At 74.5% G+C, this 13,660-nt stretch carries 9 protein-coding genes; 5 read left to right on the top strand and 4 right to left on the bottom strand.

The window, feature by feature from the left end; all coding sequences use genetic code 11:
• Positions 1-393: 393 nt before the first annotated feature.
• Positions 394-894 carry an SUKH-3 domain-containing protein gene (locus ACIPRD_RS22235; RefSeq protein ID WP_356406233.1) on the bottom strand — a complete coding sequence of 167 codons (501 nt, stop codon included), beginning with the start codon at positions 892-894 and terminating at the stop codon, positions 394-396.
• A 151-nt stretch (positions 895-1,045) separates the two neighbouring features.
• A complete protein-coding gene (locus ACIPRD_RS22230; protein WP_356406231.1) occupies positions 1,046-1,561 on the bottom strand; it encodes a YwqJ-related putative deaminase in 516 nt (171 codons plus the stop codon).
• 314 nt (positions 1,562-1,875) lie between these two features.
• Between ACIPRD_RS22230 and ACIPRD_RS22225 the strand changes: the two genes are divergently transcribed.
• The 3 genes from ACIPRD_RS22225 to ACIPRD_RS22215 all read left to right on the top strand — a co-directional run bounded on the left by ACIPRD_RS22225 (position 1,876) and on the right by ACIPRD_RS22215 (position 7,166).
• Entirely contained in the window at positions 1,876-2,871 is a 996-nt protein-coding gene (locus tag ACIPRD_RS22225) for an SMI1/KNR4 family protein (protein ID WP_356406229.1), read from the top strand.
• A gap of 10 nt (positions 2,872-2,881) precedes the next feature.
• Entirely contained in the window at positions 2,882-5,845 is a 2,964-nt protein-coding gene (locus ACIPRD_RS22220) for an SUKH-4 family immunity protein (protein ID WP_401565325.1), read from the top strand.
• Between the two features lie 442 nt (positions 5,846-6,287).
• Positions 6,288-7,166, top strand: coding sequence for a cellulose-binding protein (locus tag ACIPRD_RS22215; RefSeq protein ID WP_401565322.1), 879 nt, complete (start codon positions 6,288-6,290; stop codon positions 7,164-7,166).
• Between the two features lie 164 nt (positions 7,167-7,330).
• Here ACIPRD_RS22215 and ACIPRD_RS22210 read toward each other — a convergent pair whose 3' ends face one another.
• Both ACIPRD_RS22210 and ACIPRD_RS22205 read right to left on the bottom strand, forming a co-directional pair.
• Positions 7,331-8,911, bottom strand: coding sequence for a cation acetate symporter (locus ACIPRD_RS22210; protein ID WP_356406484.1), 1,581 nt, complete (start codon positions 8,909-8,911; stop codon positions 7,331-7,333).
• A 143-nt stretch (positions 8,912-9,054) separates the two neighbouring features.
• Entirely contained in the window at positions 9,055-9,570 is a 516-nt protein-coding gene (locus tag ACIPRD_RS22205) for a DUF485 domain-containing protein (RefSeq protein WP_401565320.1), read from the bottom strand.
• Positions 9,571-10,184: 614 nt separating this feature from the next.
• On the opposite strand from ACIPRD_RS22205, the gene ACIPRD_RS22200 reads away from it, so the two are divergent.
• Positions 10,185-10,973 carry an ABC transporter ATP-binding protein gene (locus tag ACIPRD_RS22200; RefSeq protein ID WP_356406221.1) on the top strand — a complete coding sequence of 263 codons (789 nt, stop codon included), beginning with the start codon at positions 10,185-10,187 and terminating at the stop codon, positions 10,971-10,973.
• Positions 10,970-13,534 (top strand): ABC transporter permease, encoded by a 2,565-nt coding sequence (locus tag ACIPRD_RS22195; protein ID WP_401565317.1) that lies wholly within the window; start codon positions 10,970-10,972, stop codon positions 13,532-13,534. The genes ACIPRD_RS22200 and ACIPRD_RS22195 overlap by 4 nt, the downstream gene beginning before the upstream one ends.
• Positions 13,535-13,660: the final 126 nt, after the last annotated feature.

Genomic DNA, 13,660 nt, shown 5'->3' with positions numbered 1-13,660 from the left:
TGCTCCGAGGCGCTCTGAGCGGCTTCGGGTGCCTCGGCGCGGCTCCGGTCCGGCCTGCGGTGGCTCCGGGTTTTCCCTGCGGGCCTCCGGTCCGGCCTGCGATAGCTCCGGGCTTTCCCTGCGCGGCTCCGGGCGGCCTGCGTGGTTTCGGGCTTGCCCTGCGCGGCTTCGGACCGGTCCTGCGGTGGCTCCGGGCTTGCCCTGCGGTGGCTCCGGGCCGGTCCCGCGCGGCTCCGGGTCTTCCCTGCCCGACTCCGGGCCGGTCTGCGTGGCTCCGGGCCGGCCGGCGCAGCTCCGGGCCGGCCCGGGAGGGCGCGTCCCCCGTGCGGGGGGACGGGTGGACGGCGCGGGGCGGGGCGGCGGACGCCGGTGGGGGCCGGGGTGCGGGCGGGGTCAGGCGGTGGTGAGGCGGGTGGGTTTGAGGCCGGTGACGAGGCCGGCCAGGGCGTGGTCGATGTCGGGGCCGAGGTACCAGTCGCCGGTGTGGTCGAGGGCGTAGACGCGGCCTTCGGCGTCGATGGCGAGGAGGGTGGCGGTGTCGGTCTCCTCGCCGAGCGGGCAGACCTCGGTGGACAGGGCGCGGCCGAGGTCGCCGAGGGTGCGGGCGAGGTGGAGGCCGTGCAGTGGGTCGAGGTGGAGGGTGGCGGCGGCGATCTGGCGGCCGTGGGCGTGGGGGCTGACGCGCAGTCCGCCGAATTCGGCCCAGGCCTCGACGGCGGCGGGGAAGACGGTGTGCCGGTGGCCGGCGGGTGAGGTGTGTTCGCGCAGGACGTCGGCCCAGATCTCGGCCTGTTTTATGTCCCAGCGTCCCGGCTGCCATCCGGCGGCGCGCAGGGTGGCGTCGACGGGGGTGGCGAAGCGGGTGGTCGCGGTCGCGGTGCGGTCGGGGTGCATCGGCCCTTCGATCGTCGTGCTTGCGGGTGGTTCCGGGGTGCGCCGGGCTGGGGCCGGGTGGTGCGGGTGCGGGTGCGGGTGCGGGTGCCGGGGCGGTGTCCGGTGCGGGTGTCGGGCCGGCGGTCGCCGGGGCGGGTGTCCGGTGGTGGTGTCAGTTTCCGGGGGTGGCCGGGTTGACGATGTAGATGCCGAAGTGCGCGCTGAGGGCGGTGCAGGCGCGGCAGGGGGTGGCGAAGCGGCCGTGCAGGGGGTCGCCGTCCTCGCGTATGCGCCGGGTGGTGAGTTTGGCCTGCTTGAGGGCGCGTCGGGCTTCGCCGTTGGTCATGGGTCTGCGGGCGGCGCGTTTGCTGCGGGTGGCGTCGACGGCGGCGATGTGCCGGGAGATGAGGATCGTCTCGGCGCAGCGTCCGGTGAAGCGGTCGCGCTGCCCGCTGGGGAGGGTGTCGAGGAAGTCCTGGACCAGGGGGTGCAGGGGTGGTGGCTGGTCGCCGCGGGCGGCGGTGCCGGTGAGGGTGGCGCCGCGCACGGAGAGGGCCGCGGCGACGGTGGGCAGGATGCCGTCGCGGCGGTGCAGAAGAGTGGGTGCGGACGGTGTCTCGGTGCCGCTCCAGCCGATGCGAGGGTCGCCGGCGCGCACGTCGGTCCCTCCGGTCTGCATCGTATTCATGATCGTTCTTTCCTCCCCGGGCTTCCCCCGAAGGACACAGAGTGCCAAATGCCGTGGCTGGTGCGGTAGCTGGGGCGGTGCGACACGCGGGGGCGGGGCGAGGTGTGACGGCGGGGTGACGGCTGGTCACGGAAGTGACGGGGTGGGCCGCCGGTGGCCGGTGACCGGTGTGCGTGTACGGCATAGGCTGTCGGCACCGCGACGGGCGCGGTCAAACGCGTCGGTGACGTTGGAGAGACAGTCGGATACGGGTCGTGGCGTGCCGGACAGGGTGCGGCGCCGGCTCGTACAGAGTGCCGCAGGGGGCAACCGCCATGACGACAGGTCGGCTCGGGCAGCAAGCCGCGCCGCCGAACGCGGCCTATGCCGGGCAGGTCGTGAACTTCCCGGATCCGGTGCGGGCGGCGCGTCACCCGCGCGGGGTACGGGTGGACGAGGGCGGGTACCCCGATTTCGCGCCGTACGCGCGTGCGGCGGTGGAGATCGCCGAGCCGCCCGAGGGTTTCGGCGTCGACGAGTTGCGGCTGACGGACTACGTGTCGGCGAACGCGGCGCTCGCGGCGACGGGGCACGAACTGTGGGACACCGTGCCCGCGGTGTCGACGCCGCACGGCTGGACGTGGCATCACGTGGCGGGTTCGCGGCGGCTGGAGCTGGTCCCGGTGGACGTGAAGGCGCTGCTGCGGCATCACGGTGGTGTGGCGACGGCGGCGGTGGATCACGGCAAGCGCGGGACGCGGCCGTTGAACGAGACGCGTCCGGCGCACTTCGGGCTGCCGAAGTCGGGTGTGGCGGTGACGGAGTCGCAGGTCCAGGGTGTCGAGGAGGATCTGGGCTACCGGCTGCCGGGTGCCTACCGTTCGTTCCTGAAGGCGGCGGGCGGGTGCGCGCCGGTGGGCGCGGCGCTCTACGCCGAGCTGGGGCTGCTGCTGGACCAGCCGTTCTTCACGGTGCGGGACGAGGCGGCGGTCAACGACCTCGTCTATGTGAACAAGTGTCTGCGCGACCACCTGACGAAGGACTACCTGGGTGTCGGGTTCGTGCAGGGCGGTCTGCTCGCGGTGAAGGTGAAGGGCGAGCGGGCCGGTTCGGTGTGGTTCTGCGCGTACGACGACGCGCGGGACGTGGATCCGTCGTGGCCGCCGGCCGAGCGGGTGGAGCGGTTGCTGCTGAACTGCGGTGACGACTTCGACGCGTTCCTGTCGCGGCTGGCCGGTGATCCGCCGGAGCTGGAGACGGTGGCGAACCTGATGGTGGACGGCGGGTTCGCGCGTGCCGTCCCGGTGTCCTCGGCGTCGGTGGGGGAGTGAGCTGCGGGTCATGGTGACGTTTGCGCAGGCGCAGGAGCGCGCCGAGGAGTGGATCAACGGGGATGTCCCGGCGTACCAGCATCGTGAGGTGCGGGTGCGGGAGTTCGAGCTGGGCTTCGTGGTGTGGGGCGAGGACCGCGCCGAGGGTCCGCGGGCGGACGCGGGCGGTCAGCGGCTGGTGATCGCCCGGGACAGCGGGGAGGCCACGCTGTGGCCGGCGCTGCCGGTGGGTGAGGTGATCCGCCGCTACGAGGAGGAGTACGGGCGGCGTGACGAGGTCGAGGACGCGGTGCCCGCGCCGGCGGCCCGGGTGGATCTGAACCAGACGTCGTTCCTGCTGAGTCCGCCGGAGTGGCTGCAGGAGGCGGCGGACAAGCTGGGGATCCCGGACCGGCGGGGCGGGAGCGCGGCGGACCCGTCTTCGGCTCCGGCGCCGTCTCCGGCGGCCGTTCCGTCTCAGGCACCCGCTCCCTCGCCGTCGCACTCGCCGTCGCCGTCTCCGGCCGCCGGTGCGGGTGGTGGCTCCGGTGACTTCGGGGCCGTCGGTGACTTCGGTGCCGTCGGCGGGGGTTCGGCCGGTGGCGGCCTCGCGCCGACACAGCCGGGGATGCCGTCGGCTCCCGCCGCGGCCGGTGGCCCGGCGTGGCCCGCGGCGGCCGCGGGCGGTGCGCAGGGCGCCGGTGCGCCCGCCGGGTCCACGCCGTGGGCCGGTACGGACACCAACGCCGATGCGGGCGAGGACCGTTCGGTGCCTCTTCCCGCGACGGTGTTCGCTCCGCCGCTGAGCGGCACGGACGAGGGGGCCGGGCGGCCGTCGGCGGCCGTGGACGCGAAGACGGCGCTGATGTCGGGGGGCAGCCAACTGCCGCCCACGGCGGTCTCCCCGGCCGTCGGTGCCTCCGGTGCCCCGGGCGGGCCCGCGGCTCCGGGTGCGCCCGGTGCCCCGCAGGCTCCAGGGGTTCCGCACGGGCCTGTTCCGGGTGCCGGCGCCTCTCCCGCGCCGGGGGTTCCCGGGGCTCCGCAGGGGAGTACGCCGCCGCCGGCTCCGGGTGGTGCCCCGTACGGCTACCCGCAGGGCTCCGGTGCGCCGGGCGCGCCGAGCGGTCCGCAGGGTGTCCCCGGTTACGGCTATCCGCAGGCTCCGGGTGACTCTCCGGGCGCGCCGCAGTCCCCGGCGGGTGGTCCGGGCGCGCAGGGGCGGCCGCTGCCGCCCGACGCCGGTGACATCGCCGACGCCGCGACGAGCAAGGCCGCGCCGCCGCCGCGCAAGGGGCGGACCGGGCTGGGCGCGCCGCCCCATCCGCCGGGTGCCCCCGGTGCCCCGGGCGCCCGCCCGGGGAGCCCGCCGCCCCCGCCCGGCACGCCGGGTACGCCTGGCGCTCCCGGCGCGGGCGGATACGTGCCGACCCAGCTGATGTCGCCGTCCGGCGGCCCCGGTGGTCCGGCCGCTCCGCAGCCGCCGGGTGTTCCCGGCGTCCCGAACCCGCCCGGCGCCCCCGCGGGCCCCGGTGCTCCGGGCGTGCCGCCCGCTCCGGGTGCGCCGCAGCCCTCCGGTGTCCCTGGCGGACCCGGTGCCGCCGGTGGCCCGGGTGTGCCGCCCGCTCCCGGCGTGCCTCACGCGCCCGGTGCCCCGCAGCCGCCGGGTGCTCCGGCGGCGCCCGGTGTTCCCGGTGGGGCGCCCGGTGCCGTGCACCATGCCGAGACCGTGCTGTCGGCTCCTCCGGTGGGCGGACCGGGTGTCCCCCCGCCGCCGCCCGTCCCGGGCGTTCCCGGCATGCCGCCCGGTGCGATGCCCCCGCCGCCCCCTGGCGCGATGCCGGTGGGTTCGATGCCTCCGCCGCCCGCCGGTGCGATGCCGGTCGGTGCCATGCCGCCGCCGGGCATGATGCCGCCCGGCGCGATGCCTCCGCCGCCGGGCGTGATGCCGCCCGGTCCGATGCCCGGGCCCGGGGCGCCGGTGCCGGGGCAGCCTCCGGCGTACGGGTATCCGCAGGCGGCCGCGCCGACGGTCGGCCCGGGGTACCAGGCGGTGCTGCGCTACCGCGCGCAGGACGGCTCGGAGCAGCAGCTGATCCGGCGTTCGGCGCCGGGCACCCCGCACCCGGAGTGGCAGATCTTCCATGAGCTGCGGGGCATGAACGTGCCTCCGGGCCAGGTGCTGGAGCTGCACACGGAACTGGAGTCGTGCGAGCTTCCGGGCGCGTACTGCGCGCGGATGATCCGGGAGCAGTGGCCGCAGGCGCGGATCACGAGCATCGCGCCGTACGGCACGGATCACGCGAGCCGGCAGCAGGGCATGCAGCAACTGCTGGCGCACCAGGGTGAGTTGCATCAGGTGGCGGACGGTCCCGCGCGGCCGGGTCCGGTGCGGGCGCCGCTGGCGCCGGTGCAGGCCGCGCCCCCGGTGCCGCCCGAGGCGATCGCGCAGGAACTGGCGGCGGTGTTCGGGCCGGGTGTGTTCCGGTTCGAGCAGCAGGCGGTGTCCCGGCAGGGAGTGCCGCCGATCGTCGCCCACATGCTGGTGGTGGCCGGACTCCCGGTGGATCTGGGCCCGTTCTTCTGGGCGCAGGCGCAGCCGGGCCGTCCGGTGCCGACGCTGACGGAGCTGGCGGCGGAGCGCGGGGTGCAGCCCGCCTCGGACGCGGGGTCGTACCTCGTGATGGGCACGGACTTCGGCAAGGCGCTCTGTGTGCAGTACGGGACGGCGAACATCGTGGCCGTGCCCGTGGAGGCGGGGCCCGGCGGTGCTCCGGTGCCGCCGCAGTTCGTGAACACCGGTCTGCCCGAGTTCACGCGCTGCCTGGCGCTGCTGGGCCGGATGTGGCGGCTGCGGTTCGGGCTGAACCAGGAGCAGGCGGGGCGCTGGACGGTCGACTTCCAGGCGCAGCTGGCCTCGCTGGACCCGGCGGCGCTGGGGTCGCCGGACAGCTGGTGGTCGGTCCTGCTGGAGCAGATGTGGGACGGCCTGCTCTGACCGGACGCCGGTTCCCGCCAGCGGAGTGGGACCGGTTCCCGCCGTCGGAGTGCGACCGGAGTGAGAGAGGTACCGCGCCCGGCCCCGTGATCAGGGGCCGGGCGCGGTGCTGTGCGGGCCCGCGGGCCCGGTCGGGCAAGCCGGTCCGGCGGCCGTTCGCCCGGTTCCCGGGTGACGCCGTTCATCCGTTCGGCGGTGGTTGCCTCACCCGGGTGCAGCGGGTCTCGGCGAGGGGTGCGAGGGATGTCGCGCCGTAGTGCGCTGACCTGCGAGAACGTCCGTCGGGCGGGTTCCGCGGTGAGGCCCGTATCCACGTTCTACCGTGACATGTGCCCGGTGTGTCGCGTTATGACCGGTCACCTCGGATCCCTGAGGATATGCGCGAAATCATCCTGTCGTGTATGTCCACCGGAGAGGGGTGCCCTGGGTGAGCAGCGCATCGATGACGTCACACGGTTTCGTGACCGTCCGGGGCCGCGGCTACCGCCCCGGCCAGGTCGACGCCTGCGCGGAGGCGCTGTCGCGGGACCGGGACGCCGCGTGGGAGCGCGCCGCGCGGCTGACCGTGCTCGCCAAGGAGATGGAGGCGGAGGCCGCGCGGCTGCGGGAGGTCGTCGCGCGGCTCGCGCCGCAGGCGTACGAGACGCTCGGGGAGCGCGCGCGGCGGCTGTTCGAGACCGCGCGGGAAGAGGCCGCGGACGTACGGCAGCGGGCACGGGACGCGGCACGGCGGCGGGTCGCGGACGCCGAGGCGGACGCCGCCGGTGTGGTCCGGGCCGCGCGGGAGGCCGCGGACGCCCTGCGCGCGGAGGCGGAGGACGGGGCGGCGCGGCGGCTCCTCGCCGCCCGGGCCGAGGCGGACGGACTGCGGGTCGGTGCCCGGCGTGAGGTGAAGGAGCGGCGCGGGAAGGACCTCGCCGGGGTGCGCGAGGCGCGCCGGAACGCCGCGGGCGCGCTCGCCGCGCAGCGCGCGGAGCAGGCGGGGCGGTGGGCCGCGGCCGGCCGTGCGGAGGCCGGCGCCGCGGCCTCCTTCGAGGACCGGTACGCCGAGCGGGCCCGCCGTGCGGAAGCCGCCCTGGCGCAGCAGCGGCTGGGGCTCGCGCAGGCCGAGGAGTCCGCGCGCCGCTGCCAGGAGGAGGCGCGTGCGCGGGCCGCCGAGATCGTCGCCGGGGCCCGGCTGCGGGCGGAGCGCACCGCCCGGGAGACGGAACGCGTGCTGCGCGAGCACGGCGAGCGCTGGGACGAGGTCCAGGCGCAGATGGACGAGGTCCGCGACCGCCTCATGGCGCTGACCGGGAGGGCGGCGGCCCTGGAGCAGTGACCGCCGGCTCCGGAGCGGGCGGTGCGTTCGGTGCGCCGCCCGCCCGCCGCGCCCTCACCTGCGCGCCGCGCCCCGCCTGCCTCCTGCGTGCCGCTCCCTCACCTGCGAGCCCGGCCCGCGGCACCGCTTCCTCACCCGCACCCCCGGCCCACCGTGCCGCGCCCTCACCTGCCCCTGCGTACCGCGCCCGCCAGGATCCAGCCCTCCACCGCCTCGTACTGGCGGCGCTGTTCCTCCGCCTTGCGGCGGCCGGAGGCGATGGTGCCGAGCCAGCCGAAGAGGAAGCCGGCCGGGATGGAGACGATGCCGGTGGTCGTGAACGGGAACCAGTTGAAGTCGGCCTGCGGGAAGGCCGACACCGGGGAGCCGGAGACGAGGTTGGTGCCCGGCATGAGCACCAGCACCGTCAGCGAGCCGCCGAGGAGCGTGGCCATCAGCCCGGTGCGGGTGTAGCGGCGCCAGAAGAGTCCGTAGACCAGGGCGGGGGCGAGGGCGGAGGCGCCCATGCAGAAGGAGAACGTCACCAGCGGCTGCAGGCTGTGGTGCTGCACCAGCGTGGCCAGCAGGACCGCCGGCGCGCCGACGGCGAGTGCCGACAGGCGGGCCAGTGCCATCTCGCGGCGGGCCGGCATCTCCCGTACGCGGGCGGCGAAGACGTCGTGGGCCAGGGAGTTGGCGCAGGCGAGGATCATCCCGGCGACCGAGGCGAGCATGGTCAGGAAGATGGCCGTGGTGACCAGGGTGAACAGGAAGGTCTCCGCCGTGGACACCTCGGCGCCGAAGGCCGCGCGGGAGCCGAGCAGGTAGGCGGTGTTGCCCTGCGGGTCGGCCGCGGCGACCGCCGGACGGCCGAGCAGGGCCGTGGCACCGAACCCGACGACCGCGACGACCAGGACGAACACGGCCACGATGGACACCGCCCAGGACATCGAGCGGCGCACCTGGCGGGCGCTGGAGGCGGTGTACATGCGCATCGTGACGTGGGGCAGGCAGGCGCCGCCGAGGACGACGGTCAGTTCCGAGGCGATCATGTCGAGGCGGGGGTGGGCGCCGCCGCTGAACTGGAGCCCGGAGTGCAGGAAGGCGGACCCGGCCCCGCTGTTGCGCGCCGCGGTGCTGAAGAGGGCGCCCGGGTCCCAGTCGAAGCGGTGCAGGATCAGAACGGCGATGACACCGCCCGAGCCGAAGAGCATCACGATCTTCAGGATCTGGATGAGCGCGGTGCCCTTCATGCCGCCGATCGCCGCGTAGCTGATCATCAGCGCGCCGAGCCCCACGACGCAGCCGGTCTTCAGCGCCTCGCTGGAGAAGCCGAGGACGAACGCCATCAGCTGTCCCGTGCCGGCGAGCTGGACCAGCATCAGCGGCAGCAGCGCGGAGATCGTCACCACGCAGGCCGCGATGCGCACCGCGCGTCCCGGGAGCCGGCGGGCGAGCGCGTCGCCCATGGTGAACCGGCCCGCGTTGCGCAGGGGTTCGGCGAGCAGGAACATCAGCAGCATCAGCGACAGGGCGGTGCTGAGGGCGAGGACGAGTCCGTCGTACCCGCACAGGGCGATCACGCCGCCCGTGCCGAGGACGGTGGCCGCGGAGATGTAGTCGCCGGCGATGGCCAGGCCGTTGCGCAGCGGGGACAGCGAGCCGTAGCCGGTGTAGAACTCGTCGAGGTCGTCGCGGTCGGGGCCGGTCATCACGCACAGCAGCAGGGTGAGGGTGGCGACGGCGGTGAAGGCGACCAGTGACATCGCCTGGGCCGAGCCGCTGAACCCGCTGAACCCGGTGAGCCCGCCGAGGCCGGGGGCGCCGGGACCGGAGGAGCCCGGAGAGCCGGCGCCCGGGGCGGTGTCACCGGCGAGCGCGAGGGCGGTGCCGAAGGGGATGAGGGTGGTCATCGGGCCGCTCCTCGGCGCGCGTTCACTTCGGCCTCCCGGCGGATGCGGTCGGCGAGCGGGTCGACGTGGCGGCGCGCGGTGTGCTCGTAGAGGGCGATCGCCAGCCAGGTGACGGGGAGTTGGACCAGGGCCAGCAGCAGGCCGGCGGGTATCCGGTCGGCGACCGTGGCGCTCATGACGCCCGGCGCGAACGCGGACAGGATCAGGAACAGCGTGAAGTAGCCGAGCGCGGTGAGCGTGGCGGTGCGCCGCTGCCAGCGGTACGCGCGGCGCAGCACGCGCAGGTCGCTGTGGCGGCCGAGCGCTTCGCGGGGCGCCTGGTTCCGCACGGTGGGCGGCTGCCGGGGCGGCGGCTGCCAGGGATAGGTGACCTGGGACTGCGGGTGCTGCGGGGGTGCCGGGTACGGCGGGGACTGTGGGTGCTGCGGGGGCGCCGGATACCGCGGGGACTGCGGGTACGGCGAGGGGTACGGCTCGTACGGCTCGTGGCGGTCATGCGGGTCGTAGGACATCCCGGTGCTCCTTGCGCGGCTCGGGTCCGTGGCGGCGGACCGCAGGGAGGTGGGGGGTGGAGAGCGGAGTCACGCACGTTACTCGCGGGTTACGTGTTGCGGGGCGTTTTCCCCGAAGTGGGCGGAGGTACGCGCTTACCAGGGCGGATCCGGGGTCGGGACCGGGCTGTGGCGCACGCCGGGCGCCCCGCGGGCCGGACGCCCTGTGCCCCGTGCCGGGTGCCGCGCACCCCGTGCCGGATGCCCCGCACCCTGTGCCGGACGGCCCGCGGGAGGGTGTCCGCGCACGGCGCCGACCCTGAGAACGCTCCCGCCCGGCGGCCGCGCACCCCTAGGGGAAGGGCCGTACCGGGCCTCCGGGAGGGGTCGTCCCCGCGGAGGACGAGGGGGGCCCGGAGCCGTCCTTAACCTGGCTTTACGCCGCTGAGGGGCGGCCGGCCGGACCGGCGGGGGTGGGGTTTGCCCCACCACGGGACGGGGTCCCGCACCAGCGCGCCGCACCCCCTTCTCCCGCCAGACTCGTCGACGAACCCGAACGAACGAGCGCCCGGACACCGGGCGTCCGCGCACAACTGCCTCTTCACGTACGACATATACGACATAGGAGATCAACCGTGACATCGGCTGTGACCATTCCCGGGCACGAGAGCACTGGAGGGCCTACGGCCGTCGCCGCGAGGGCTCGCCAGGTCGTGAAGTCCTACGGAGCGGGGGAGACCCGGGTCGTCGCCCTCGACCATGTCGACGTGGACATCCACCGAGGCAGGTTCACCGCGATCATGGGTCCCTCGGGGTCCGGCAAGTCCACCCTGATGCACTGCCTCGCCGGCCTCGACACGGTGACGAGCGGCCGGATCCACCTGGACGACACCGAGATCACCGGCCTGAAGGACAAGAAGCTCACCCAACTGCGCCGGGACCGGATCGGCTTCATCTTCCAGGCGTTCAACCTGCTGCCCACGCTGAGCGCGCTCGAGAACATCACGCTCCCCATGGACATCGCGGGCCGCAAGCCCGACCAGGCGTGGCTGGACCAGATCGTGGAGACCGTCGGACTCGCCGGCCGGCTGAAGCACCGCCCCTCGCAGCTCTCCGGCGGCCAGCAGCAGCGCGTCGCGGTCGCCAGGGCGCTCGCCTCCCGGCCGGAGATCATCTTCGGTGACGAGCCGACCGGAAACCTCGACTCGCGCGCCGGGGCCGAGGTCCTCGGCTTCCTGCGCCGCTCGGTCGACGAGCTGGGCCAGACCATCGTGATGGTCACCCACGACCCCGTCGCCGCCTCCTGCGCGGACCGCGTCCTCTACCTCGCCGACGGCCGCATCGTGGACGAGATGGACCGGCCGACGGCCGATCAGGTCCTGGACCGCATGAAGGACTTCGACGCCCGGGGGCGCACGTCATGACCGTCCTGAAGACTTCCGCGCGCAACTTCCTCGCGCACAAGGGCCGGATGGCGCTGTCGGCGGTCGCGGTGCTGCTGTCGGTGGCGTTCGTCTGCGGCACCCTCGTGTTCACCGACACCATGAACACGACGTTCGACAAGCTCTTCGCGGTCACCGCGTCCGACGTGACGGTGCTGCCCAAGGCGGCCAAGAGCGACGGCACCCCGCAGAACGGGAAGCCCGAGTCGCTGCCGGCCTCCGCGCTGGCGCGGGTGCGGCAGGCGGACGGCGTCGCCTCGGCCGAGGGCGCCGTCAGCTCGATGAACGTGACCGTCGTCAACGGCGACAACGAGAACATGGGCTCCACCACGGGCGCCCCGACCATCGCCGGCAACTGGACGCACAACGACCTGCGCTCCATGGAGATCACCTCCGGGCACGCCCCGCGCGGGCCGGGCGAGGTCATGGTCGACGCGGACACCGCCGCCAAGCACCACCTGAGGGCGGGCGACGAACTGCGCACCATCGCCGTCACCGGTGACTTCAGGGCCAGGATCGTCGGCGTCGCCACCTTCAAGGTGACCAACCCCGGTGCCGCCGTCGTCTACTTCGACACCGCCACCGCCCAGCGCGAACTCCTCGGCGCCACCGGCCGGTTCACGCAGCTGCACGTCACCGCCGCGCCCGGCGTCTCCGACACCCGCCTCAAGCGGGACGTCTCCTCCGTGCTCGACGGGTCCTACCGGGTCCAGACGCGCGCGGAGAACGCTGCCGAGAACAGCCAGGGTGTCGGCTCGTTCATGGACGTCATCAAGTACGCCATGCTCGGCTTCGCCGGTATCGCGTTCCTGGTGGGCATCTTCCTGATCATCAACACCTTTTCGATGCTGGTCGCCCAGCGCACCCGCGAGATCGGCCTGATGCGCGCCATCGGCTCCTCCCGCAAGCAGGTCAACCGCTCGGTCCTGGCCGAGTCCCTGATCCTCGGCGTCGTCGGCTCGGTCCTCGGTGTCGGCGCGGGCGTCGGCCTGGCGGTCGGCCTGATGAAACTCATGGCCTCCATGGGCATGGACCTCTCCACCCGCGATCTGACCGTCAAGGCGGCCACCCCTGTCGTCGGCCTGCTCCTCGGCGTCGTCGTGACCGTCCTCGCCGCCTATCTGCCGGCCCGGCGCGCCGGCAAGGTCTCCCCGATGGCCGCGCTGCGCGACGCCGGCACCCCGGCCGACGGCCGGGCCGGGCTCGTGCGCGGCCTGGCCGGCCTGGTGCTCACCGGCGCCGGAGTCTTCGCGCTGCGTTCGGCGGCCGCCGCGGACAAGGCGGCCGACGGTTCGCTGATGCTCGGCGCGGGCGTCGTCCTCACCCTGATCGGCTTCGTGATCGTCGGCCCGCTGCTGGCCGGCGGTGTGGTCCGGGTGATCGGCGCGCTGCTGCTGCGGATGTTCGGACCCGTGGGCCGGCTCGCCGAGCGCAACGCGCTGCGCAACCCGCGCCGCACCGGCGCCACCGGCGCCGCCCTGATGATCGGCCTGGCCCTGGTGGCCTGCCTGTCGGTGGTCGGCTCCTCCATGGTGGCCTCGGCGACCGACGAGCTCGACAGGTCGGTCGGCGCGGACTTCATCGTCCAGGGGCAGCAGCGGATCGTCCCGAAGGCCGAGCAGGCCATGGAGCGGACCCCGGGCCTCGCCCACGTCACCCGCTACAAGGACCTCGCGGCCGTCATGACCTCCCCGGACGGCAGGTCCGAGCACACCACGGTCACCGCGGCCGACCCCTCCTACGCCCAGGACCTGCGACGCGTGACGACCGCGGGCGAGCTGACGGCGGCGTACGGCGAGGACGCCATGTCGGTCGGCTCGCGGTACGCGAAGAAGCACCACGTCCGGGTCGGCGACACCCTGACCGTCGCCTTCGACGGCGGCGCGACGGCGAAGCTGAAGGTCGCGGCCGTCACCGACGACGACGTCGCCATCGACAAGGGCGCCCGGTACACGAGCATCGCGACGATGAAGAAGTACGTGCCCGCGAACAGGATCCCGCCGAACGAGATCATGTTCGCCAAGGCCGAGAAGGGCCACGAGAAGCAGGCGTACGCGGCCCTGAAGAAGGCGATGAAGCCGTACCCGCAGTACCAGGTGCGCGACCAGACCGACTACAAGCAGGAGCTCAAGGACCAGGTCGGCCGGCTCCTGAACATGGTCTACGGCCTGCTCGGCCTCGCGATCGTGGTGGCGGTCCTCGGCGTCGTCAACACCCTGGCGCTGTCGGTCGTCGAGCGGACCCGGGAGATCGGCCTCATGCGGGCCATCGGCCTCTCCCGCCGCCAGCTGCGCCGCATGATCCGCCTGGAGTCCGTGGTGATCGCCCTCTTCGGGGCCCTGCTCGGCCTCGGCCTCGGCATGGGCTGGGGCGCCACCGCCCAGAAGCTCCTCGCCCTGGAGGGCCTGAAGGTCCTGGAGATCCCCTGGCCGACCATCATCGGTGTCTTCGTCGGCTCGGCCTTCGTGGGCCTCTTCGCCGCCCTGGTCCCGGCCTTCCGGGCGGGCCGGATGAACGTCCTGAACGCGATCGCGACGGACTGACCGCCGAAGGCCGCGGACCCGCACGCCGCGGACCCGCACGCCGCGGACCCGAAGGCCGCGGACCCGCACGCCGCGGCCTCGCACGCCGCGGAGGAGACCCCGGCACCGGAGAGCCCCTGAGGCTCC

The organism is Streptomyces sp. NPDC090108 (assembly GCF_044747185.1).
In the GTDB taxonomy this organism is placed as follows: Bacteria; Actinomycetota; Actinomycetes; order Streptomycetales; family Streptomycetaceae; genus Streptomyces.
The sequence above is the reverse complement of the archived record's forward strand: the minus strand, read 5'-3'. Positions and strand labels throughout refer to the sequence as shown.